At 65.1% G+C, this 21,892-nt stretch carries 27 protein-coding genes; 16 read left to right on the forward strand and 11 right to left on the reverse strand.

The window, feature by feature from the left end; all coding sequences use genetic code 11:
• The first annotated feature begins 93 nt into the window (after positions 1-93).
• Entirely contained in the window at positions 94-972 is an 879-nt protein-coding gene (locus ACIRRA_RS38415; protein WP_402778877.1) for a helix-turn-helix transcriptional regulator, read from the forward strand.
• 403 nt (positions 973-1,375) lie between these two features.
• Positions 1,376-2,656: an ATP-binding protein gene (locus tag ACIRRA_RS38420; protein ID WP_402778880.1), complete on the forward strand. Its 1,281-nt coding sequence runs from the start codon at positions 1,376-1,378 to the stop codon at positions 2,654-2,656.
• A gap of 219 nt (positions 2,657-2,875) precedes the next feature.
• Here ACIRRA_RS38420 and ACIRRA_RS38425 read toward each other — a convergent pair whose 3' ends face one another.
• The gene (locus ACIRRA_RS38425) at positions 2,876-3,982 is read right to left on the reverse strand and encodes a sensor histidine kinase (RefSeq protein ID WP_402778883.1); all 1,107 of its coding nucleotides are present in this window, start codon (positions 3,980-3,982) and stop codon (positions 2,876-2,878) included.
• Positions 3,975-4,658 (reverse strand): response regulator transcription factor, encoded by a 684-nt coding sequence (locus tag ACIRRA_RS38430; RefSeq protein ID WP_402778886.1) that lies wholly within the window; start codon positions 4,656-4,658, stop codon positions 3,975-3,977. The genes ACIRRA_RS38425 and ACIRRA_RS38430 overlap by 8 nt, the downstream gene beginning before the upstream one ends.
• A 268-nt stretch (positions 4,659-4,926) precedes the next feature.
• Between ACIRRA_RS38430 and ACIRRA_RS38435 the strand changes: the two genes are divergently transcribed.
• From ACIRRA_RS38435 to ACIRRA_RS38445, 3 genes are all read left to right on the forward strand, one after another.
• Positions 4,927-5,346, forward strand: coding sequence for a D-alanyl-D-alanine carboxypeptidase family protein (locus ACIRRA_RS38435; RefSeq protein ID WP_402778889.1), 420 nt, complete (start codon positions 4,927-4,929; stop codon positions 5,344-5,346).
• Positions 5,343-6,710: a DoxX family protein gene (locus tag ACIRRA_RS38440; RefSeq protein WP_402778892.1), complete on the forward strand. Its 1,368-nt coding sequence runs from the start codon at positions 5,343-5,345 to the stop codon at positions 6,708-6,710. Before ACIRRA_RS38435 ends, ACIRRA_RS38440 begins: the two co-directional genes overlap by 4 nt.
• Before the next feature lie 84 nt (positions 6,711-6,794).
• Positions 6,795-7,424 (forward strand): LysE family translocator, encoded by a 630-nt coding sequence (locus tag ACIRRA_RS38445; RefSeq protein ID WP_402778895.1) that lies wholly within the window; start codon positions 6,795-6,797, stop codon positions 7,422-7,424.
• A gap of 263 nt (positions 7,425-7,687) precedes the next feature.
• Here ACIRRA_RS38445 and ACIRRA_RS38450 read toward each other — a convergent pair whose 3' ends face one another.
• Complete coding sequence (locus ACIRRA_RS38450) at positions 7,688-7,981, reverse strand: hypothetical protein (protein WP_402778898.1); 294 nt, start codon at positions 7,979-7,981, stop codon at positions 7,688-7,690.
• Between the two features lie 454 nt (positions 7,982-8,435).
• Here ACIRRA_RS38450 and ACIRRA_RS38455 point away from each other — a divergent pair, with 454 nt between their 5' ends.
• From ACIRRA_RS38455 to ACIRRA_RS38475, 5 genes are all read left to right on the forward strand, one after another.
• Complete coding sequence (locus tag ACIRRA_RS38455) at positions 8,436-8,633, forward strand: hypothetical protein (RefSeq protein WP_402778901.1); 198 nt, start codon at positions 8,436-8,438, stop codon at positions 8,631-8,633.
• Positions 8,626-9,102: a hypothetical protein gene (locus tag ACIRRA_RS38460; protein WP_402778904.1), complete on the forward strand. Its 477-nt coding sequence runs from the start codon at positions 8,626-8,628 to the stop codon at positions 9,100-9,102. The genes ACIRRA_RS38455 and ACIRRA_RS38460 overlap by 8 nt, the downstream gene beginning before the upstream one ends.
• A gap of 289 nt (positions 9,103-9,391) precedes the next feature.
• A complete protein-coding gene (locus ACIRRA_RS38465) occupies positions 9,392-9,892 on the forward strand; it encodes a nucleoside deaminase (RefSeq protein ID WP_402778907.1) in 501 nt (166 codons plus the stop codon).
• Positions 9,893-10,000: 108 nt separating this feature from the next.
• Positions 10,001-10,534, forward strand: a complete 534-nt coding sequence (locus ACIRRA_RS38470; protein ID WP_402778910.1) for a DUF4822 domain-containing protein — start codon at positions 10,001-10,003, stop codon at positions 10,532-10,534.
• Positions 10,535-11,795: 1,261 nt separating this feature from the next.
• Positions 11,796-13,937 carry a serine/threonine-protein kinase gene (locus tag ACIRRA_RS38475; RefSeq protein ID WP_402778913.1) on the forward strand — a complete coding sequence of 714 codons (2,142 nt, stop codon included), beginning with the start codon at positions 11,796-11,798 and terminating at the stop codon, positions 13,935-13,937.
• A gap of 749 nt (positions 13,938-14,686) precedes the next feature.
• On the opposite strand, the gene ACIRRA_RS38480 is transcribed toward ACIRRA_RS38475, so the two are convergent.
• On the reverse strand, positions 14,687-14,896 hold the full coding sequence (locus tag ACIRRA_RS38480) for a hypothetical protein (protein ID WP_402779055.1): 210 nt from the start codon (positions 14,894-14,896) through the stop codon (positions 14,687-14,689).
• Entirely contained in the window at positions 14,893-15,030 is a 138-nt protein-coding gene (locus tag ACIRRA_RS38485; RefSeq protein ID WP_402779058.1) for a hypothetical protein, read from the reverse strand. Before ACIRRA_RS38485 ends, ACIRRA_RS38480 begins: the two co-directional genes overlap by 4 nt.
• Here ACIRRA_RS38485 and ACIRRA_RS38490 point away from each other — a divergent pair.
• On the forward strand, positions 14,986-15,075 hold the full coding sequence (locus ACIRRA_RS38490) for a hypothetical protein (protein WP_402779040.1): 90 nt from the start codon (positions 14,986-14,988) through the stop codon (positions 15,073-15,075). The genes ACIRRA_RS38485 and ACIRRA_RS38490 overlap by 45 nt on opposite strands.
• Before the next feature lie 12 nt (positions 15,076-15,087).
• Here the strand turns inward: ACIRRA_RS38490 and ACIRRA_RS38495 are convergent, their stop codons facing one another.
• Both ACIRRA_RS38495 and ACIRRA_RS38500 read right to left on the reverse strand, forming a co-directional pair.
• The gene (locus tag ACIRRA_RS38495) at positions 15,088-15,471 is read right to left on the reverse strand and encodes a TM2 domain-containing protein (RefSeq protein ID WP_402778916.1); all 384 of its coding nucleotides are present in this window, start codon (positions 15,469-15,471) and stop codon (positions 15,088-15,090) included.
• A gap of 120 nt (positions 15,472-15,591) precedes the next feature.
• Positions 15,592-15,960 carry a hypothetical protein gene (locus ACIRRA_RS38500; RefSeq protein WP_402778919.1) on the reverse strand — a complete coding sequence of 123 codons (369 nt, stop codon included), beginning with the start codon at positions 15,958-15,960 and terminating at the stop codon, positions 15,592-15,594.
• Positions 15,961-16,025: 65 nt separating this feature from the next.
• On the opposite strand from ACIRRA_RS38500, the gene ACIRRA_RS38505 reads away from it, so the two are divergent.
• Entirely contained in the window at positions 16,026-16,340 is a 315-nt protein-coding gene (locus ACIRRA_RS38505; protein WP_402778922.1) for a hypothetical protein, read from the forward strand.
• 350 nt (positions 16,341-16,690) lie between these two features.
• Here the strand turns inward: ACIRRA_RS38505 and ACIRRA_RS38510 are convergent, their stop codons facing one another.
• Positions 16,691-17,026 carry a hypothetical protein gene (locus ACIRRA_RS38510; RefSeq protein ID WP_402778925.1) on the reverse strand — a complete coding sequence of 112 codons (336 nt, stop codon included), beginning with the start codon at positions 17,024-17,026 and terminating at the stop codon, positions 16,691-16,693.
• Positions 17,019-17,321, reverse strand: a complete 303-nt coding sequence (locus ACIRRA_RS38515; protein WP_402778928.1) for a hypothetical protein — start codon at positions 17,319-17,321, stop codon at positions 17,019-17,021. Before ACIRRA_RS38515 ends, ACIRRA_RS38510 begins: the two co-directional genes overlap by 8 nt.
• A 115-nt stretch (positions 17,322-17,436) precedes the next feature.
• Between ACIRRA_RS38515 and ACIRRA_RS38520 the strand changes: the two genes are divergently transcribed.
• From ACIRRA_RS38520 to ACIRRA_RS38530, 3 genes are all read left to right on the forward strand, one after another.
• Positions 17,437-17,628, forward strand: coding sequence for a hypothetical protein (locus tag ACIRRA_RS38520; RefSeq protein ID WP_402779043.1), 192 nt, complete (start codon positions 17,437-17,439; stop codon positions 17,626-17,628).
• A gap of 35 nt (positions 17,629-17,663) precedes the next feature.
• Positions 17,664-17,924, forward strand: a complete 261-nt coding sequence (locus ACIRRA_RS38525) for a hypothetical protein (protein ID WP_402778931.1) — start codon at positions 17,664-17,666, stop codon at positions 17,922-17,924.
• Positions 17,925-18,462: 538 nt separating this feature from the next.
• Positions 18,463-19,188, forward strand: coding sequence for a DUF4232 domain-containing protein (locus ACIRRA_RS38530; protein ID WP_402778934.1), 726 nt, complete (start codon positions 18,463-18,465; stop codon positions 19,186-19,188).
• 300 nt (positions 19,189-19,488) lie between these two features.
• On the opposite strand, the gene ACIRRA_RS38535 is transcribed toward ACIRRA_RS38530, so the two are convergent.
• Complete coding sequence (locus ACIRRA_RS38535) at positions 19,489-19,845, reverse strand: transposase (RefSeq protein ID WP_402779046.1); 357 nt, start codon at positions 19,843-19,845, stop codon at positions 19,489-19,491.
• A gap of 677 nt (positions 19,846-20,522) precedes the next feature.
• Between ACIRRA_RS38535 and ACIRRA_RS38540 the strand changes: the two genes are divergently transcribed.
• Complete coding sequence (locus tag ACIRRA_RS38540; RefSeq protein ID WP_402778937.1) at positions 20,523-20,648, forward strand: recombinase family protein; 126 nt, start codon at positions 20,523-20,525, stop codon at positions 20,646-20,648.
• Between the two features lie 113 nt (positions 20,649-20,761).
• Here ACIRRA_RS38540 and ACIRRA_RS38545 read toward each other — a convergent pair whose 3' ends face one another.
• Positions 20,762-21,637, reverse strand: a complete 876-nt coding sequence (locus ACIRRA_RS38545) for an alpha/beta fold hydrolase (RefSeq protein WP_402778941.1) — start codon at positions 21,635-21,637, stop codon at positions 20,762-20,764.
• Positions 21,638-21,892: the final 255 nt, after the last annotated feature.

Here is a 21,892-nt window from a genome sequence, read left to right on the forward strand (position 1 = left end):
GCCCGGCGTTCAGAGACGCCTCTTCCATCGGACGGGACTTCCTGGTAACGGCAGGACCACCTTCACGTGTATCACCAAGGCCATACTGGGGGCATGGACGATCTGGCGGGCTTCCTGCGGACCCGGCGTTCCCGGGTCGACCCGGCGGCCGTCGGCATCCCCACCGATAGGTACCGCCGGGTCGAAGGGCTGCGCCGCGAAGAGATCGCGCACCTGTCCGGGGTAAGCGTCGACTACTACGTACGCCTGGAGCAGGGCCGCGCGACCCAGCCCTCCGAGCAGGTCCTGGACGCGCTCGCCCGTGTCCTCGGCCTCGACGAGACCGAACGCGGGCACCTCTATCGGCTCGCCCGGCAGCGCCGCCACCGCGCGAAGGCGCCGGGCGGACGGGTCCGGCCGGAGCTGCTGCGCGTCCTCGACCTGGTCGCCGGCGCACCCGCGCTGATCATGGACCACCGCCTGGATGTGCTCGCCGGGAACGGCCTCGCAGGGCTCCTCTTCGGCCGGTCGATGCCGGGCCTGAACACCGCCCGGCACATCTTCCTCGAGGAGGCCGAGCGCGGCCTTTACGCGGACTGGGATCAATGCACTCTCGACGTGGTCGGGCACCTGCGCCTTGCTGCCGGCAAATACCCCGAGGACCCCCGCCTGGCCTCGCTCATCGGCGAGCTGGCGATGGGCAGCGAGCGCTTCCGCCGCCTCTGGGCCCGCGCGGAGGTGCGCGCCCGCACGCATGGACGCAAGGCGTACCGGCACCCGCTGGTCGGACTGCTGGAACTGCACCAGGAGAACTTCGCACTACCGGACGAATCGGGCATGGAGCTGGTGGTGTTGTCCGCACCCCCCGGCGGCCCCGCCGAGGACGGGCTGCGCCTGCTCGCGGGCCTGGGCGCGGACAACGGTGACGCGCATCCCACAATGAACACTCAGGTCCGCATCTCAACGGCGCCGCGGGGAACGCCTCAACACTGACGGCTTCCCGGTACGCGGCGAGGGCCCGTCAGGTGTTCCGAAAGCCGAACGACCAACGGAACACTTGGGTGCGACAGCTTCGACCCTGGTCGCAGGTGTTCCGTTCAGGTGTTCCGCGCGCTCGGGGTGTCGACCGAGCGGATCTTCATCGACCGGGGATTTTCCGGCACCACGCGCAAGAACCGGGCCGGCCTGGACAATGCGCTGGCCGCGGTCACCTCGGCCCCCGCCGTCGCCGAGATGCCCGCTACGGCTGGGTGTGCAAGTGTGCCGAGAGTCCTGCAAGCTCGCGGTGGTGACGAGCAGGGCCAGGAGCCACATGAGCTGGGCTCGTTGTTCGCGCGTGGCGGTGCTGTTGGCGTAGCGGGGAGAATGGTGGTCCGCGATCGGGTGAGGTGGTGTCATGGCTCTGTGGCGATTGCGTGACTTCCGAGAGGGCGATCTTGACCAGGCGCTTCGGATATGGGATCAGAACCGGCAGATCGACGATGTGACGCCGGTGTTTCCCATCTCCGAGGCGATGGCGGCGGCCCGGGACGGCCAGGGCGGCGTCGTGGCTGTGGTCGGTGAGGAGCTCGTCGGTATCGCGGTAGCGCAGGTCCATGGGGAGCGCGCCTGGGTGCTCCTGGTGGCCCTGGCAGGACAGTGGCGCGAGCGCGGGATCGGCAGCGCGTTGCTCGCCGAGCTCGAGCGACGACTGCGTGCGCAAGGGGTGCGTCGCATCAGCGCGCTGCTGCCCTCACACAGCACCGGCACCAAGGCCCTGGAGAATTCCGGTTACCTCGCTCGTGGCGACCTCACCTACTACGAGCGGCCCGAGCCGTCCGGAGTGGCCGATGCGGACCTGCTCGCACTGCTAGGGGGGCGGATGCTGCCGGTGGGACTGTGGAACCAGATGGCTGGCATGGAGCTGGAGAAGCGGATCGTCGAACAGCGGATCGTGCTGCCGCTGGCGGAACCCGCCTTGTCCCAGCGGTACAACGTCGCCCCGCCGAAGGCGTTCATCCTGTTCGGTCCCCCCGGGACCGGCAAAACGAGCTTCGCCAAGGCGGTGGCTTCCCGACTGAAATGGCCCTTCGTGGAGCTGTTTCCCTCCCGGCTCGCCGCAGCGACCAGCGAAGGGCTGGCCGCGGCCCTGCGGGAGGCGTTCGCGGACCTCGCCGAACTGGAGGCGGTGCTGCTGTTCATCGACGAGGTCGAGGAGATCGCTGGCGTGCGTTCCGGGCAAGCAGTCGATCCCGGGCACGGGGTCACCAATGAGCTGCTCAAGCTGATCCCCGGCTTCCGTGAGCACGATGACAGGCTGTTGGCCTGCGCCACCAACTCGGTCCGCTCCCTCGACCCGGCTTTCATGCGACCTGGCCGCTTCGACTACATCATCCCGATCGGCCCGCCGAACTCGGCCGCGCGCGCGGCAATCTGGTCCCGCTATCTCGGCTCCGCCGCCGAATCGGTGGATGTGGCCGCGCTGGTCGCGGCGAGTGAGCTCTTCACCCCTGCCGACATCGAGTTCGCTGCACGCAAGGGCTCGCAAGCGGCCTTCGAACGCGAGGTCAGCCGGCGACTGGGCAAACCTGCCATCACCGACGACTACCTGAACGCCATCGCCAACACGCGACCGACGCTCACCACGCAGGCCATCGAGGAGTTCACCGAGGACATCGAGACCTACAGCCGCCTCTGACCGGGAGGGACCGGTTCAACTCAACGTCGTGCCCTCGATCATCACTGCCTACATAGAGTTGTCACCCGACGCGCACACCCCCATCACAACCGGCGCGGTCAAGCAACCTGATCGGAAAACGACGGTGACCGGCCGGGCTGATTCGCACGACATCAGCCGCTCGACTGCTGCGCGCTGAATTACCCAGCGACGCAGGCAATCTCAGGCCGTAGGCCGCAGTCAGCGGGTCGTGCTGGATGACTGGTTGGGCAGTTGCACTGCTACGCGGAGCCCGCCTGCTGGCCGGGCGGTGAGCGTGAGGGTTCCCGCGTGTGCTCGCACGATGCTGTTGACGATGGCCAAACCGAGTCCCGCGCCAACATGATCAGCGTGGACGCGGTCGGTTCCGCGTTGGAAGGGTTCGGTCAGTGTCGAGACCAGATGCGGAACGAGTCGGCCGCCGCTGTTCTCCACGGTGAGCACGACGCACTCGGGACCGATGGCAGTGCTGACCTGCACGGTGCCATGTTCGGGCAGATTGTGGACGATGGCGTTGTGCAGCAGATTCGTGGTCATCTGGAGCAACAGAGCGGGCGAGCCGACGACCGGGCTGATGCTCCCGGAGCTTTCTATCGTGATGCTGTACTTCTCGGCGACAGGCAGCAGTGTCTCGATGGCTTCTTCGACTGTCAGGGACAAATCAACGGTTTCCCGGAGGAAGGACCGCTGCTCGGCCCGGCTGAGCACGAGCAACGCCTCGATGAGGTCGATTGCGCGGGCGTTGACAACGCGGAGGCGTTCAGTGAGCTCGCCACTGTCGCGGTTCGGATCTTGGCTGGCGACGTCGAGCAGGGTCTGCATGATCGCCAGTGGTGTGCGCAGCTCATGGGAGGCGTTGGCTGCGAACCGTTGTTGTTCGGCAACATGTGCTTCCAGCCGCATGAGCATCGCGTCGAAGCTGTCGGCAAGTTCGCGGAACTCGTCGTTGCGGCCCGGCAGCCGGACCCGGTGGGACAGTGATCCGCTCTCGGCAATCCGGATGGCCTCGGTGATGCGATTCAGCGGAGCGAGCATGCGACCGGCGAGTACCCATCCTCCGAGGAGTCCGAACACAAGCAGGAATGCCAGCACAACCACTGCCGCTGTCCCGAACACCGTCGGGCCGAAATTTGTCGGGTCGAATACGCGCACGATATTGGTGAATTCGGGAGCGAAATACTCGGCAGGGACTCCTCGAAGCAGGAACACCCACACCACAGCGAGCAACAGGGTGCCTGCGAGCATGAGGAATCCTGCGTAGCTGAGTGCAAGTTTGAGCCGGACGCCCAAGCCTGGCTCCCTACGCACGACCCGACGTCTCACGCCCGGTGTCGATGCGGTAGCCGACGCCGGCGACAGTGGCGATGATCACGGGCTCGCCGAGGCGCTTGCGTAGCGCGGAGACGGTGATGCGCACGGCGTTGGTGAATGGATCGGCGTTCTCGTCCCACGCTTGTTCCAGTAGCTCTTCGGCGCTGACAACACCGCCTTCGGCGGCGACAAGAACTTCCAGTACGGCGAATTGCTTGCGGGTGAGCGGGATATAGCGGCCCTCTCGGTAAACCTCCCGGCGAAACGGATCAACCCGCAGGCCCGCGATCTCGCGCACTGGAGGCCTGTGGTGCCCACGTCTGCGGTCGAGTGCTCTCAGACGCAAGACGAGTTCTCGCAGTTCGAACGGCTTGGTGAGGTAGTCGTCGGCACCCAGCTCGAATCCGCTGGCCTTGTCTTCGATCCGGTCGGCTGCGGTGAGCATGAGGATTGGCATGCTGCTGCCGGAGGTGACGACACGGTTGGCGATCTCGTCGCCGGAAGGGCCGGGGATATCCCGATCGAGTATGGCGATGTCGTAGGCGTTCACGCTCAGGAGTTCCAGCGCGGTGTCGCCGTCGCCCGCGATATCGGCCGCGATCGCCTCCAGCCGCAAACCATCGCGGATGGCCTCAGCCATGTAGGGCTCGTCCTCGACGACCAGTACACGCATGAAGACCGATGGTACGAGTCCGCACTTATCGCGGGCATATCGAAAAACACATACGGACCGACAACGCGACGCTGGTTTGACTAGCACCATGAGCCACACAACTGCACCACAAACACGCTGGACTCACGAGTCGACCAGGCCGGGCGCCTTCACCGTCGCGGCCGCCCGAACCCGCGTCTACCGATTGCTAGCGCCATGGGTGTTCTCATCGTATGAAGCTCTTCGTGGCCGCAGGCCATCCGTGGCAGACGGTGCGCTTCCTCGCGGCGTGACAGTTTTCGATGACCGGTATCCAGGGATTGGCAATCTCGACCCCCTGCTGCTGCGTGCCTTGCGCGAAGCAGCCGCCGAGGCCGCTACCGCAGGCATCAGGCTCTACGTCAACAGCGGATGGCGTTCTCCGGCATTCCAGAATCAGCTTCGCTGCCAAGCGGTCTGGACGTACCGTTCGGAATCCGAAGCCGCCCGCTGGGTCACCACCGCAGATACCTCCGCCCATGTGTCCGGCCATGCGGTCGACCTCAGCCGCCCCGCCAGCAGCTGGCTGGCCACCTATGGTGCGAAACACGGACTGTGCCAGATCTACTACAACGAGCCTTGGCACTTCGAACTCCGCCCCGAGGCGATCGAGCATGGCCGCTCCCCGATGTATCCCGACCCCGCACACGATCCGAGGATGCGGCGGTGACCGGCACACTCGACACCATCACCACCGATGGCGCACAACCGGCTCATACGCAGCCGATGCGGTGGAAATGGCTCACCCGCATCGTGTTTCGGTTCTGCTTCCTGTACTTCAGCTTGTACTGTCTGCTGGTTCCGCCGAACCTCTTCACGCTCATCGGATGGCTTGGACGCAGCTCGGGGTACGACGCGCAGTACTGGCATATCCGCAAACTGCAGCCCGCCATGAACTGGGTGAGCCAGCACCTGTTCGGGACAACGGTACAGCTGTATCCCAATGGCGCCGGCGACCAGGCCATTTTCTGGGTGTTGATGCTCTGTATCCTGATCGCGGCAATGGTCGGCACCACGGTGTGGTCGGTGCTCGACCGCCACAGCCCGCACTACCGCGTGCTCACCAGCTGGTATCTACTCGGCATACGGCTGGTGCTGGCGGGTCAGCTGTTGAGCTTCGGCTTCGCGAAAGCGATTCCAACACAGATGCCGCAACCCTCACTGACCACGCTGCTGACCAACTACGGTGACATGACGCCGATGGCAGTGTTGTGGTCACAGGTCGGGATGTCGAGACCGTACGAAATACTGCTCGGCACCGCGGAGATCACGGCAGCGGTCTTGCTGTTCATTCCCCGCACAGCCTTGCTGGGTGCGCTGCTGGCACTGATAGACACGCTGCAGATCGTCGTATTGAACATGGCCTTCGATGTGACAGAAAAGATTTCGTCTACCCATCTGCTGCTGATGTCGCTGCTGCTGCTGGCGCCCGAGACACGACGGTTGGTGCGAATACTGCTGCTCAACCGCGCCGCCAGCCCATCCGCCGTACCATACCCGTTCCGCACCAGACGATCTCGCCGCACAGCGGCGGCGGCGCAGGTCGCGCTCGCCCTGTGGATCGCGGTACCGCTGGGCCAGGGCGGATGGCACGCCTGGCGCACGGGCGGCCCCGATCGCCCCAAACCCGCACTGTACGGCATCTGGTCGGTGATGCAATACACCCGCGATGGCCAATCGGTGCCACCACTGACCACTGATGAGAACCGCTGGAAAACAATGGTGTTCGACTATCAGCACAGCGTCACCTATCAGCGCATGGACGACACCCTGGTGACCGTGTCCGCAGATATCGACGCCACCGCACACCGGATCCGGCTTACACCGAAGACGATTCCCTCCTCACCAGACCCAAGCGGCCCCCGTAGCTCGTCGGGCACACTCACTTTTCAACAGCCCGAACCCGACACAGCGGTATTGACCGGCGAACTCGACGGCCACCAGGTGGAACTCACACTCGACCGAATCGACCCCAACAGCTTTCCACAACGGAAGACGCCGTTCCATTGGATACAGAACCGGCCGAACCTTTAGTCAACGAGTCCACTCCGAGGACGATCAACTCGTCGCGTGATCGACAACCACACCGAACAGAGTCGATCGGCTTAGGCTCGATCGGTGGTTCACGCCCTGCTGTCATTCGCCGTCGTCGCGGGCCTGCTCACTATCGTCCCGGGCTTGGACACCGCGCTCGTCCTGCGCGCCGCCGTCATCCGAAATCGCCAGCACGCCTTCGCGACCGCCCTCGGCATCGGATCAGGCACCCTGATCTGGGGCGCTGCCGCGGCAGTCGGGGCGTCGGCCCTGCTGACGGCCTCGGACCTGGCCTACACGACACTGCGCATCGTCGGCGCGATCTACTTGATCTGGATGGGCATCGGCATGCTGCGCGGCGCGCTCCATCGTTCACAGGCGACGATCGGATCGCGGGAAAACGACTCGGCACGAACAGTTCTCGGAGCATGGGCCCGCGGCGCGGGAACCAATCTCCTCAACCCGAAGGTCGGCGTCTTCTACATGGCGATGATCCCCCAATTCATCCCTGTCGACGCGCCACACCTTCCGATGGGCATCGCACTGGCCGCCCTGCACAACCTCGAAGGCATGCTCTGGTTCACTGCCAACATCCTCGCGGCCGGATCCGCCAAGACCTGGCTCGGCCGCAACCAGGTGCGCCGAACTCTGGACGCCCTCACCGGCACCGTCCTCATCGCGTTCGGGATGAAGCTCGCGACCGACCGAGGCTGACATTCCGGACACGACATCCTCAGCTCACAGCCTGATCAACAGGCACTGAGAACGCGCTACTCCCACGCGCGTTTCCTTCCGCAATCGTCGCCGTCCCGGACGCAAAACCCTAGCAGAATCCACTGCGGCCGAAGGGAATTCATCCGAGCGATGCGAGTTCGCGGTAAGTTGCGGCGACCGTTGCTCTCAGCGGTTTTCGCGCTCACCCAGCAGACGAATTCAGACCACTTGAATACGAGCACTTACCAGTCTCGCACCCCGAATCAGGAGGCGGGCTTGGGCTGGCTCAGGTTGTTGACACCGGTGATCAGATCGAGGATGTTGACCATGGCGTGGGTGCCGTCGTCGAGTGCCGAGCTGCCGGAGCCGAGCATGGCGGAACCGGAGGACGAGCCAGCCGAACCCGAGGAGGAGCCAGCCGAACCCGAGGACGAGCCAGCCGAACCCGCGCCCAGGCCGGTGGTGGGGGATCCGGCAGCGGAGGCCACCGCGACCGGGCCGAGGAACAGGGCGGCGGCAGAGAGGGTGGCGGCGGCAATGATCTTGCGAGAGAACACGTATGGAGCTTCCTTTTCACAGACAGATAACGACGCCATCACGTCGCATATCAAGATGCTATGAAGAAGAAATCTATAAATCCACTCCTATTATTGTGTGATGAATCACAGTTAATAATGGGATAACGGCACATTTTGCCGAGGTAACGCTATTTGATCTTCATTCCGCTCGCGAATTCAATGATCAAATTCGATTGCTTTTCCTGCGGTGCCGCGTATCGGCCTGCGGCAGAGGAGATCTCGTAGCGGACCTCCGATCTCGGCATGGCGCGACCTCGAGCTGAACGACACGCTCGGGGACCCGCTGGCATGACGGCGATCCGGCGTTCCCGAGCGAGGTGTCGCTCAACGCGAGGGCGTAACACGCTCAGAACGCGATGCCGTCCTGGACGTCTCTCCGTGCAGTGCTACAGGGGCCGGCGGCTCGGCGTGACCCCACCGCAGCGCGTACAGCATGGTCCGCGGCGCCGACGACGGCCGCGAACTGTACTGGAACACCTTCGTCGGAACGAAGTGGACCTCGTTCACCAAGTTCCGCTCCGGCACCACGTCGAAAGCCCCGGCGCTGGCAGTGTTCGACGGCAAGCTGTACTGCGCGATCCGCGGCAGCGGCAACGAGGACCTGCCGGGCGTATCGTCCGGTTATGGGTGACGGTATGCCCATGACCTGCCGGTGGTGCGGTGCCCGGCTGCCGAGCGATCGGGCCGGGGTACGCCGCTACTGTCGGCCCGCGCACCGCCAAGCTGCCTACCGGGCTCGCCGGCGGGAGGCCCGCTCGGTGCGGTCGGCGATCAATCCACAGGTGGCCATGGCGTTCATCGCCGAAGACCTGACCGTGCAGGTCGAGGTGGTCAAGGAGCTGATCGTCGATCTCACCGAGCACGGCCGCCTCGCCACCGGCGGGGTGCACAGTACGGCGGTGGCGCGCTTCCCCGGCCTGGTCGAGGATCTGGTCGCCTGCGCGGTCATCGCGGATCGCCGCTCCGGAGCGACCTGGGCCCAGATCGGTGCGGCACTGGGTCTGACCGCCGACGCGGCCCGCGCCCGATACGGCCATCGGCGTCTCGGGGTGGAGTGGCCGATCCCGGTTACCGGCGAGAAGGGGAGTTCTCGACGGTAGATCTGCGAAAAGGCGCCGATCTGCATCCGGTGCGGCTGAGCCCACCGCTGCCCAGACGAGTCGTCGCGTTGTTGCGGCGCAACACCGCCAACCATTCGACGGCCGCCCACGCGTTTGCCGAAATCGTCCACAAGGTCGCCGGCGAACACCAATAACCATTGCTTCTGTCTATCGCTTCTATGGAAAGCAAGTATTGGACTCTATAGCTGGAGCTGGTGCACCCTGGGATCAGGGCAAGTACCGACTCACCGAACCGTTCCGACGGTGAGGTCAATCCGGAAGGACCGCAATGGACTTCGCGCAGCACACCATCGATCTGGCTCGCCGCAACGTCGAAGAAGGCGGGCGCCCCTTCGCCACGGTCATCGTCAAAGACGGCGAGATCCTGGCCGAGAGCCCCAACCGGGTCGCCCAGACCAACGATCCCACCGCCCATGCCGAAATCCTCGCCATCCGCGAGGCCTGCACCGCGCTGGGCACCGAACATCTGACCGGGACCACCATCTATATCCTGGCGCTGCCCTGCCCGATGTGTCTGGGTGCGCTCTACTACTGCTCGCCCGACGAGGTCGTTTTCCTGACCACGCGCGAAGCGTACGAGCCGTACTACGTCGACGATCGAAAGTACTTCGAGTTCAACACCTTCTACGACGAGTTCGGCAAGCCGTGGGACCAGCGCCGCCTCCCCATGCGCCATGAATCCCGCAGCGACGCCGTCGACGTCTACCGTCTCTGGCAACAGCGCAACAACGGCGAACGGCGCGTGGCGGGCGCACCCACCGCGCACTGATCGGCACCTCACTGCGGCAGCACGCTTCCCGTGAGCGGCGCGCGTCCGGCGGCGGAGTTCTCCCGACGTTCCCCGAACAAACATCCCGTGATCAATAGGACAATGCACATGAAGAAAGTCGCCTCCCTCGCCGCAGCGCTGGCCGCGGTCGGTGTGCTCGCCGCGTGCAGCAGCAACGACAACTCGAGCCCTGCGGTGCACTCGACATCCGCCCCGACGTCCTCGATGATCGCCGTGACCTCGGCGGCGGTGGCCCCGGGTTCGCCGTCGGCGGTGCTGGCCTCCACTCCGTGGGAGACCACGTCCGCAAAGGACGCCCAGGGCGCATCGGTGCCGCTCACCGATGGCAACGTCAAGAACTACGTCGGCTTCGCCTACTTCAAGACCGACGGCACCTTCACCATGTTCAACCTCGACAACACGCCGAAGACACATGGTGACTGGTCGGTCTCGCCGGACGGCAAGACTCGCACCATCGTCGCGAAAAACGATGCCGGACAAGAACAATTCCGCCGAGAAGTCGACATCGTCACCCTCACCGACAAGGAATTCACCTACCGCGTGTACCCGGATGCCGCCAACAAGGCCGTGTACTACGACATCATCCACACGCCCACGACGCATCCGGAACCGACCAAATAGAACCCGAGCCGTCGTCAGGTCGCCGGCCTGTCGACGCATCAACCCGGGGCGTGGCGCCGGATTCGAGTGGTCACCTGCTCGAGCCGATGTCGAACAGCCGCCACGGCAGACCTCCGGGTCCGGATCCCACCAATGCCGTTGACAGGCACTGTGTCTCGGAGGCGGCGCGGCGGCGCAAGGTGGGTTCGACCCTCCGCCGAGGGGAGTTCTGCCGATGAGCGTGCAACCGCTCCAAGGTTGCCTTGGTGGCGAAGGTCTGCACCTGCTCCGTGGTCCACCCACCCGAAGCGGTGACCTCGGTGGGCCGCTGTCGTGGGCCTCGACGTATTCGGCCGGATCGCGGGCGATCGGTCTGTCTCGCAGCGGGGTTCCACCCGCGCATTATCCGGAAAAGATCTACGGGACTACCGGATTGGGCGCTGGTGTCGGACACACATGGACGAAATTCGAGACCCCCACGGTGACCGCGGCATCGATGGGCCGGGGCAACGCGCCCCTTCGAGTCCGCTGGTCCGTTGCGGCCGTTGCCCTCACCACCGTCCGCGGTGCAGACAACGCCGCCGACGTCGGTCTCACTCATGGCGGACGGGCAGGCGTAGACAAGCAACCAGGGGCACGCGGAATTGCGTCACGCAGCGGACCGGCCGTTGTACAACCGCGGTGGAATCGGCACCGACCAGCGGTGCTGTGCCGGCACCCAGGGCACGAGATGTTGCCCAGGGGGTGAAGACGATCGCCACCTATGGTGGCTATTCGGGACGAGCGTCGGCGCCGAAGATTCTTGTCAAGGCTGCCACCAACGAAGCGGCAGACCTCACCCATCGCGCGCCGATACGCGAATCAGCTTCCGAGGAGTTCACGAATGCCGTCCACCTTTGTCGCGGATGTTTGCGGCTGAGCCGATGCCTACCGGGCTACACCTTTCTCCGCGAGAAGGGCCGCGAACTGGTCGCGGAGGCGGTCCGGCCGCCCGTGCCGTCCAGGCGTCATTGGCGGTGCCGTTGCCGAGTCCGCTCGGACGCGAGTTCCTGCGGGCGTTCTTCGATTGCCCGTATGCCGGAGCGATCGCAGTACCGGTCGCGTGCTGCACGCTGCGCGCAGCGAACCGAGTCGTCCAGGCGAATTTGTGGAACGAGATGGGGCCACCAGCAGTGAGTCGCCAGCATTCGCTTGATGTTTCGGCGCGAGAGCCTGTCGATACCCGAGCGTTCGCAGCACGCCGGGCAACACCGTTGGACTACGATGGCAAGGGTCATCGATTGTGTGGCAGTGGGGTCGCACTTTCGCCGAAGGGGCCGCAGCCGCGTCGTCGACCAGCTGGCGAGTCGACAATGTTCAAGCGCCGATTCTCGATCTTGACCAACCTGCGGCGATTACCCGTAACGCAGGCGGGGCAATCATGACCAACCTACGGCCGCCACTGGTGCCAGGGTCGACGTTCGGGAAATATTACCTGCGGCGGCTGATCGGTTCCGGTGGGATGGGCAGGGTATTCGAGGCACTCGACACCACCAAGGGTCGGGTGGTCGCGGTGAAAGTGCTGCCCGAACAGGTGGCCGACGACCCGGTCTATCGGGCCCGGTTCCGGCGCGAATCCCATATTGCCGCGCTGCTGCAGGAGCCCCACGTCATCCCGATCCACGACTACGGCGAGATCGACGGGCTGCTCTACATCGACATGCGACTCGTGCATGGCGAAAGCCTCCGCAACGTGGTGAGAACCCACGGCCCGCTGCCTCCTGAGCAAGCTGTTTCGGTGATCAGCCAGATCGCGGCCGGACTCGACGCCGCACACCACGACGGCCTGGTCCATCGTGACGTCAAGCCGGACAATATCCTGCTCACTGACGACGGGTTCGCCTACCTGGCCGACTTCGGCCTGGCCAACACGAACACCGACGAACGCCTGACCCAGACCGGATCGGCGATCGGCTCGTTCAGCTACATGGCACCCGAACGTTTCCGAGCCGGCCCGGCCGGCCCGGCTGTCGACGTGTATGCCCTGGCGTGCGTGTTGCACGAATGCCTGACCGGCACCCGCCCTTACGCGACCGACGGTGGTGACGCCGCCGTCATGCGGGCCCACATGTTCGAACCTCCACCCCGAACGAGCAGCTACGCACCGGGAATCCCGGCCTCGATCGACGCTGTCGTCGCGCGCGGCATGGCGAAGTCGCCCGATGAACGCTACTCCAGCGCCGGCGAACTGGCCGCCGCCGCGCACGCCGCACTTGCATCGTCTACCGGCGACGTCGAAGACCATAGTCCCCTCGCCGTATTCGAATACGATCCCACCGTGGCGGCGCATCCCACGCCCCGGGCGACCTCCACATCCGAGGCGAGATCCGTTCCGGCGCCCAAGCGCCGGCCACGCCTGCTCTGGATCGCCGCCGCCGCGGCCGTTGCCGCCGTCGTGGCCGCCGGAGCCTGGCCGCTGCTCCACAAGCCCACACCACCGACCTCGGGGGCGGCGAAATCCGAATTCACCGACGACGACATCACCTTGCTGAAGAACGTGCAAGACCCTTACAACCGAAGCGTCTGTCATCACCGGAACCCTGAGGCGATTCTGGGGGAGATAGCCCATCTCAGCTGCGACGAGATTCCCGAAATCCGCGCGCCCAGCGCGGAGTTCCACCTGTTTCCCAACGCCGACGCACTAGGGAAGGCCTATCACGTCGTAGCGTTGGAGACAGCGTTGAAGACCAGCAACTGTCCGGACGATCCACCCGGCCGCGACGGCCCCGCGACGAGAGACGGCAGGCAGGTCGGGCGGACGGCCTGCTTCACGAATGCCACGACGACACCACCAACCGCGGGCGTGATCCAAACCGACGACGCGGCCATGAGCATGGCGGTTTTCTCCTTCCCCGAGTCGGTGGGCGGTAGCTCCGCCATGTACTGGACAGTGCACGACACGGGAGAGGGGAATTCGCAATTCCTGACTACTCCGAGGGACCCGGACGACTACACTCCGGCCGACCGCGATCTGCTCAAGAAACTGCCCAAGGCCTACGACCCACGATACTGTCGCCACGAGTCACCCGTGAGCGATGCGACCGCCGTCGTTCGATGCTTCGGCAACGAGGAGTCTGGTGCACCGACAGCAAGGTTTTTCCAATTTCCCAACCATCCGATCGCGACCCAGTTTTTCGATGGTGTCATACGGAAGTCCGGCGAGCGCGCGTGCGACGGGGCAACGGTTTCCGAGCAACCGTTGGTTCGAAATGGCACGACCGTCGGCCGGTTCGCCTGCCTCACCGATCCCGTGTCGACGCTCGTTGCGTTGGATCAGAGCAGCGACATCGCCATCCGAGTCAAATCCGTCGGTCCCGATTCCCCCTCCAACCGTCCCAAGACCGATCAGGGATTATCCGATTGGCTCAAGAAGAACCCGGTGTAGACGCCGATGTCTCCGCCGCGTCGGCCAACCAGCATCGACCATACGTCGATAACTCGCGTCATGCGGACTGACGAAGTCGACTAGTCCTCGGGCAAACCATGTCCGGCCTCGAAGCCGCTGCGTTCGTGTTACCGCTGCGTTCGTGTTACATGGGGAGTCTGGGGTGCTGCAGCCGGTTCACCCTGGTCCGGGGCGGGGAAACCCGGATAGATTCGTAGGAGCCTCCGCCTCTCCGCGACCTTCGCGACCGGGAGAACCACCCCCGCCGTCCGGTAGGGAACTGAGTTAGCAGTCGAAGCCAGGGCACCGAAGTACCGGCGGACGCCAGTGGCTTTGCGAGGCGGCATCGAACGACGACGCGGAGGCCGCCGGGAGTGCCGGTAGCGGCAGCGACCCCGACATCCCCAGGACGCTCGGGCCGAACAGCATGAGTCCACCGGTAAGGGTCATCGACAAAAGGATGCGGCGCTGGGCACGCGAGCACAGTCGCATGCCGGGCTTCCCGGGCTGAGAAGACAGAAACTGAACAGCAAAAGGCATCTACATCACATCCCTGGGCGCGGTACCGATCATGAGGTGGACAGGGTCAATCCTCGTCTGTAAACGGATCGAGCAACACCCACCTCAGGGTGAAAACCCGCACCCTCCCTGATCGGCTGGCCGATCGGATTTCGGTCAACAGGGCCACTCCTGCTGTGACCGATTCGATGGCCATGCCGAACCCCGTACGGGTAGTGACTAAACGCAGGTCAGCAAGGGTGGCAGGTCAGTGTCGACTCCACTATTGCCCCGGTCACCAGCACGTCGCTGGAGCCCGCCGCGACGGTCACGGGCAGGCCGAACCACCGGGCGGGGTCGGTGGTCGGGAGCCGGTCGATCATGGGTTGGGTGCGCTGGCCCACCGAATTGGCCGCCCTGGCCGACAATCCGGTGCCGTCACTGTTCCTGTCGATCCTCACCGAACTGTTCCGCCACCACGCCTCCGGCCACAACTCGGCCCCTGCCGGGCGCGCAGGCGGCCGACGAGGTCGAGCATCAGCACGCCGAGATCCTCGAGGCGATCCTGGAGGGCGACGCCGGAGTAGCTCGTCACCGCATGCGCCGCCACCTCGACGCCCTCATGCCTTGGTGGCACTGACGATCGGCGGTCTCAGCCGTCCCGCAGTGGACGCCCCTCGGCATCGGGCACCTTGCCGGTCAGCATCATGACCGCGTCGATCAGCGGCCAGAACGCCCCGAGGCCACACGTGAGCCAGGTGACCGCAATCTGCGCGACCCCGATCTTGGTGTACCCCAGATAAAACCGGCCCGCACCGAAGCTCCCCAGGAAGATCCCGAGCAGCCCCGCAACCATTTTCGTCTTGTCCGAATACGGAAGGCCCTGCGGATCACGCCCGAATGGCGCGGCCTGCTCGCCACCCACACCTGCCTGAGCGGTCACCGGCGGGGCGTACTGCGGCTGCCCGTACTGGGCCTGACCGGTGTTCGGTTGACTTGCGCCCGAATCAATCCGGGGCTCATAGGGATTGGACATGGAAGCTACTCCTGTGGGTGCTGGGGTCGGGTTCACCGGGCTATCCGCGGGCTCGAAGCGCCGCAACGGTATCCGGACGAGATTGGGAATCGTTTGGAACCTGATTGGAGGGCGGCTGGACTACCACAACGACGCGAATTCACTCACGATCCCGCCGCCACAACCGATCACACACACCACCGCGACGACCACCGCCACCGGCCAGGCGCGCTTGCGTCGAATCACCGAAACCGTCACGCCGACAACACCACCGACGACCGTCAGCGCGGAAACCGCCACACCCACTCCGAGCCAACTCACCGCACGATCGGGATGGCAGCTCTCGGGCGGGCAGTAGTCGGCGAAGGCAAGCACGAAGAACCCCGCGACCGCCACTGCCACGCACCCCAGGAGCGAGCACACCAGCAGACAAATCGAAACCGCGACATCCCACCCGGCCACCGGCGGCTTGCCCGCAACCGGGCCCGCGTTCCCATACGTATGCGACATGGCCGCAGGCTAACCATCAGACCTTGGAATCCGATTGGGCCCGATCACCCATGCCGAGTTCCCCCGTGCGATGGGCCTATTCCGGGGATAGGCCGACCTCCGGAATCCTCAACAGCACCCGCGAACTCGGCGGTTCCCTCGGCCTCGCCATCCTGGCTACCGTCGCCGCCAACACCACCGGTTCCGCCACCGACCCGACCGCGCTCGCCCACGGCTACACCACCGCACTTCGCCTCGCAGCGGCGCTGCTCGCGACCGGCTCCATCATCGCCACCCTCATCGTGCCCCACACCGCCGCTCCCAGCACATCCCACACGATTCACCCCGACACACAACCAGCGCCGCCGATGCTGGTGCGGCTGACAAAGCTCGAGAGCTGACCAGCGAACACGTGCGGCTCACCTCGCACACGATCGGTGTCACCGAGCGCACGGTGTGGTGGTGGGCCCATGCCGGACGCACCCGACCATCGCCACCCACGCAGCCGCGCGACCGATTCCGAATCGACACCGAACTGCGTGTGCGGCTTGCATATTGGCGCGGCAATGCTTCCACCTTGCATCGCGAGCTTGTCGACCGTGCCGCCCGGTGATCTGGCCGGACTGCGACAGGGCGAGCAAGCACGCCGGCCTGTTCGCTGCATGGCTATCACATGCTGGGCGACACCCCGCCCCACCGACCGTGCCGCGAGGCTGGGAGATTCGAGCGCTGGGGCGGCCGGTGTGGGTGGTCAGGATGCCTTGGGGTACTCGTCGTTCTCGTGCTGCGCGATTACGGCAAGGAGTTCGCGGACCCACGCCGGGCGCTGCTCGCCGGTCCCGGCCGTGGCGATGTCACGTTCGATCAGCGACCGGATGTAGGCCGACTGTGACAGGCCGAGATTCTCGGCACGGCGCTTGCACGCCTTGTCGAGGTCGCGGCTCAGCTTCACCGACCGAGGGATAAGTACCGGCTCGGCGCCCGAGCCGGTCTCCACCGGAGGCTCGATCGGTTCATCGGTGTAGACGAGGCGCTGCGTCATCGCCGCAACCTCGGCAGGGCTCATGGTGTCGAAGGGATCAGTCATTGCGGGTTGCCTCCCACTTCTCGAAGTCCGCGGTCTGATCGGAATCCAAATACTCGGCGCTGTATACCTCGATGTCGCGATCGATGCGCCTGGCGAAGACCGCCAACGGTCTTCCGTTGTCGGCGCGCCCCCAAATGACCACGGACATCAGCCCGGTCGTAGGGTCGGTGGCCGTCCGTAACCAGACGCGCCGATTTCCCTTCATCCACGTGTCCACCAGGTCGAACACGTCGTCCGGATCGACTCCGGCGCGCGCCAGCATCTGAGCAAGTGCCCAGTACCACTCGATCGCCACCACTCCAGACTACCGCAGAGACTACCCGCATGTTCCTGGCTGGAGAACCCGACCGGCCCGGCGGTGCAGCGCGGAGGGTGGGGCTGGCATTGCAGGCCGATGAGGCATCGCGTCGATACCGCGCAGGCCCGGCCCACACGCCCGGGGCACATCCGCTCCAGGAGCGCGAGCTCGAGGGCGTCGACACGCCGACGACGGCCCCGCACTGCTCATCAGGCCCGACGGCTACATCACCTGGGCGGGTTCGAATACCGCAGACCATGCCTGGCGCAACGCATTACACGAATGGACCGGACATTCGGCATGATGCCGGCCCCGAGATCGAGTTGAAAGAAATAACACATGGCCGACAACCCGACCGGGTCCGCACCCAAGCCGCTGACCCACGATCCCGAGTCCTACGAAAACCTCTACCGCGGCAAGCCCGCCTTCCCGGACGCACCCGCCCCCGAGGCCATCGTCGGTGTCCTGAACGGCAGGGTCTACGCCGAGATTCTCGTCCGGTCACCACGTCCACCGCCGGTGTTGAGAATCGATCGATTCTCAACACCCCCGGTACCCGAGGGTGTATCGACAGGATTGCCGCCCGAGTCCGGGTATTGAAATACGTGGGCACTGGGGGACTGGCATCGCGCCAGGCGTCGATCCAGAGCAAGGCCGCATCCGCGTGGTTGTCGGGGGTTGATATCGGCCTCCGAACTAACCCCGAGGTCTTCGCGAACCACCCGATGCAGGAGTCGCACGGCGTCCCGTAGGACGTTATCCATCCAGGTGTGGAACCTCTTGAAGGATTCCGGATCTGATACCAAACCGCGTATACGGCATTCGGCTATGAGCGCGTACTGCAGGCGGTCGTACGGCGCTCTGCCCGTTGATCTTCCGATGCCCGCTGGCTGGTCAAGTCAGCACTGTATGCGCCATGACCGCACACGGCCGGTACGTGGTCGAGGTGGGCTCGCCGTAATCGCCGGCAGCGGACCGCCTCCCGTCGACCGGGGGTATACGCCACATCCGCGATTGGGAACATTCTTGTTCGCTAACACTCCGGGCCGTTGCGCAGATGTATCAGTCGTTGCAGCAGTGTCGCCGATCGGTCTGCAGCGCAACGGGATACGGCGCGAAACAAGGGAGTGATCGGATCATGAAGCGAAATACCGTGGGTGCGGCAGTGTTGGCCGGCGTGTTGGTGGCGGTGACCGCTGGGTGCACCGCGAACGGAAGTGGGTCGCTGACGGTTTCGCCGGGTCCGGCCACCGTGTCGAGCTCGGCTCCGACCGGCAGTCCGACGGGTTCGGGTGAGACGCCGGCACCCGGCGGTGCGCCTGCTTCGCCGGGGTCGGGGGGCTCGCCGGATTCCGGCGGCGGGCAGCCATCCGGTGGAGGTAGTCCGGTTGCGGGCGATGGTTCGACCGGGACCCCGGCGCCGACGCCCACCGTCGCGCCCATCACGGAATGCACGAACGGTCAGATCCATGTCCGCGCCGAAAACATGGCAGCCCTGAACCAGAACTACGCTGGCACCGCGCTGATCTTCGAAACCACCGGCAACACCTCGTGCTGGATGGTCGGCTACCCGGGCGTCGACATGTGGGCCCCGGGCAACAACTGGGTGCACGCCCGACGCTCCCTGTACAGCGCCGTCTACGGCCAGAACCCCGACCACAGCTTCTTGACCCCGCAGCAGGTGACGATCAAACCCGGGCAGCCCGCCCACGCCATCGTCGAAAGCACCACCACCGACAACGGCCGCCCCTGCCCGGTATCCCACACCCTCAACGTCACCCCGCCCGACATGACCGCCACCCAACCGGTGGAGACCGGCAGTATGTACCCCTGCTCGGTCGTCATACACCCCATCACCCCGTAGCCCGAGCAACTCCCTCCCCGCTGTCCGGCACCCCAGGAATCACCTTGGTGCACAAGGCCGGCCACGGAAGACCCGGCTGTATCGATGATCCGGGCCACGTCGGTTTCCCCGGGCACATTCGCCACTTCTACTCCTCAGCTCGGCGGGAGTAAAGGGGTTGACAGTCGTGAAGTGCTATGCGGCAGTGAATGTCTGCGACCAGGGCCCATGGCCGTTTCGAACCGCGCACTATGCGGCGGCAGTTGCCGCTTTCGCCGGAAAATCGGGCGGATATGACGTAATCCACTGTCCAGCAGGGGATTACGTATGTTGGACCTGTTGAGGCTCGACTATGCTCGGGGCATGTCCCCTACAGGTGCTCCTTCGCGAAGAAGGCCACCGATTTCCCAGGAAGCGGTTCTCCTCTTCCAGTTCCCGGACCCGGCGCTCTAATTCCTTCAATCGGGCGCGTTCCGGCATCGACAAACCGGTGTCCGCTGCCGAGTTCGCGCGGTGGAACTGTTTCACCCAGTTCCGGATCGTCTGATCGGTCACCCCGCAATCGCGCGCGACATCGGCGACCGGCCGAGACCTATTGACATCTCGCGTGCCGCAGTTTCCCGGACCTCCGGGCTGAACTGATGCGACTTCTTCTGTGCCACAAACAACTCCGTTCAGTTACCCAATTCTACTTTGGGTCGCTGTTCGAGGATGTTCCGGCACCTCACCTGGATACTTCTGCAGATAGTGTCGGGACCCCACTGCACAGGGCGCAGCAGCACATGAGTAGGGATCCCGATCCGACCGAATTCACGACAGATGGCGTGTCGCTTCGGTAGCCCGCAGCGACGTCAGTGGGCGCTTCCGGTGTTGCACAACGGATTTGGATTCGGCTGAGAGCTCGCCCACGGTCCACACAGCAGCAGAGCGCTTCCTGACAGTACACCCTGCAGCAGGCCGGACCCGCTGTCCGCCACCGTATTCGCGGAAGTCGCTGAAACCTCCGACGGTGCGGGCTGAAGCGAAATCCCCGCGGACGCCGAAGCCGGACCTGCGGTAGCAATCGCCGCAGCCGCAAGTGTCACGCCAACATAGGTTTTCGCAAACAGAGCAGCCATATTTTGAACCTCCATCATTCGTAGGTCTCGAACATAGCCGACCGAAACCAAATCCGAAGAATTCGGCTACTCCACTTCTTTTGGGGTCTCGACAGTAGCGAAGCATCCTTGTCCACACACCCGGTCAGCGGCTCGTCTGGCGGAGCAGCTGGAAGTTGATGCGTCGCTGATCCGTTCGTACGGCAAGCGGGCTCAGACACGCATCGAGCATCTGCGGTCGGCGGCACCGTATCTGGGGTGGCGGTCGGCGAGCTGTGTCAGGGCATCGATACCTCCACCGCCGTCGGCCGCATGTTCTTCCGAATCCTCGGTGCGATAGCCGAATTCGAGCACGCCCTGGTATCCGAACGCACACGAAAATGAGCAATTGGCTGACGGGCACTGAGGTGGATGCCGTCGGCTCACGCCTCGCAACCTGTCGGCCGAGGTCTTAACGCAGCGGCTTGGGCGCAGAATTCACGATAGTGGCCGCGGGTTCAGCTACTGCGCAGCGACTCGAGAATGTCCCGGTAGTACAGGTGGGCTAGGAAGTGCCCGCCCGCTTGCAGGTGCAGCGTTGCGTCCGGTATGCGGCGCGCGAGTTCGCCCGGCCAAGACGGGTCGATGAGTTGGTCGTCTGTCCCCGCCCAGATGTCCACCGGCACCCGGATATCCTCGGGCGCGAAGCCCCACGGTCGCACCATGGCGCGGTACTCCTCGACGACTCCTTGTGGTTGCCGTAGTGCCTCCTGTGACATGTGCGCGAACGTCGTGAAACCGGTGGCCCTCAGTACCGCGCCGTCGGCCGGTCCGAGGTCGCGTGCGGCAAGCCAACCGTAGAGCCGCGGGGCCCATGCCGCGGCGAGCCCCATGGCGCGAAAGCACAGCCGCGCCCCCCACGGTGCGTGGCAAGACATACGGATGTACGTGCGATCGATCGTCGGCAGACCGTGGAATGCGCCGGGTTCGGTCAGCGGTAACGCCCCAGCGATGATGGCGGTCCGGGTTACTCGCGGCGCCAGCGCGTAACCGACGGCCGCGGCGTATTGCCCGCCCAGAGACCAGCCCATCACGGCAAACCGGTCGACATCGAGCCGGTCGAGCAGTTCGGTGACGTCGCGGGCCCAGTCCAGGATGGTTCGGCCCGGTTGCGGGTCCGAACGGCCGACACCCGGTCGATCGGGGGAGATGAGCCGAACCCCGCACAGCTCTGCGGTCGGCGCGGCGGCGGCCACATCGAGACGGCAGGCCAGCCCGCCGTGCGCGTTGAGTGTCACGAAACCGTCCGGGTCGCCGTATTGCGCGTAACTCAACTGCCGCCCGTCCCGCAACCGGACCACGTGGTACGCCTCGTCGGCGACGTATTCGGACATGACCCACCTTCGCGGTTGATGATCAGCGGACTATCGCATCCCGTCATCGTGACACGGTCGACACGTCGCGGGCGTGACACTGTCGACGCGTCGGGGGGAAATTGACGCCGCCGAACAGTGCGCCGGCGGTGTAGGCGCGCGCGGGCATCGGCCGCATCGAGCGTGCCCTACGGGATTTCTCTGGCAACCAGCGTGGTGAGCGCACATTCGCTGGGGCGGGCGCCCCACCGTGACAACCATCCCGTAGGAACTCGT

The sequence above is a fragment of the Nocardia sp. NPDC101769 genome (genome assembly GCF_044766925.1).
Classification (GTDB): Bacteria; Actinomycetota; Actinomycetes; order Mycobacteriales; family Mycobacteriaceae; genus Nocardia.

Bases quoted from the DNA above. Each gene is read 5' to 3' on its own strand.
- ACIRRA_RS38530 (WP_402778934.1), top strand. From the start codon at position 18,463: ATGAAGCGAAATACCGTGGGTGCGGCAGTGTTGGCCGGCGTGTTGGTG.
- ACIRRA_RS38455 (WP_402778901.1), top strand. From the start codon at position 8,436: ATGGTCCGCGGCGCCGACGACGGCCGCGAACTGTACTGGAACACCTTC.
- ACIRRA_RS38460 (WP_402778904.1), top strand. From the start codon at position 8,626: ATGGGTGACGGTATGCCCATGACCTGCCGGTGGTGCGGTGCCCGGCTG.
- ACIRRA_RS38495 (WP_402778916.1), bottom strand. From the start codon at position 15,471: ATGTCCAATCCCTATGAGCCCCGGATTGATTCGGGCGCAAGTCAACCG.
- ACIRRA_RS38500 (WP_402778919.1), bottom strand. From the start codon at position 15,960: ATGTCGCATACGTATGGGAACGCGGGCCCGGTTGCGGGCAAGCCGCCG.
- ACIRRA_RS38545 (WP_402778941.1), bottom strand. From the start codon at position 21,637: ATGTCCGAATACGTCGCCGACGAGGCGTACCACGTGGTCCGGTTGCGG.
- ACIRRA_RS38470 (WP_402778910.1), top strand. From the start codon at position 10,001: ATGAAGAAAGTCGCCTCCCTCGCCGCAGCGCTGGCCGCGGTCGGTGTG.
- ACIRRA_RS38525 (WP_402778931.1), top strand. From the start codon at position 17,664: ATGGCCGACAACCCGACCGGGTCCGCACCCAAGCCGCTGACCCACGAT.
- ACIRRA_RS38465 (WP_402778907.1), top strand. From the start codon at position 9,392: ATGGACTTCGCGCAGCACACCATCGATCTGGCTCGCCGCAACGTCGAA.
- ACIRRA_RS38430 (WP_402778886.1), bottom strand. From the start codon at position 4,658: ATGCGTGTACTGGTCGTCGAGGACGAGCCCTACATGGCTGAGGCCATC.
- ACIRRA_RS38415 (WP_402778877.1), top strand. From the start codon at position 94: ATGGACGATCTGGCGGGCTTCCTGCGGACCCGGCGTTCCCGGGTCGAC.
- ACIRRA_RS38420 (WP_402778880.1), top strand. From the start codon at position 1,376: ATGGCTCTGTGGCGATTGCGTGACTTCCGAGAGGGCGATCTTGACCAG.
- ACIRRA_RS38510 (WP_402778925.1), bottom strand. From the start codon at position 17,026: ATGACTGATCCCTTCGACACCATGAGCCCTGCCGAGGTTGCGGCGATG.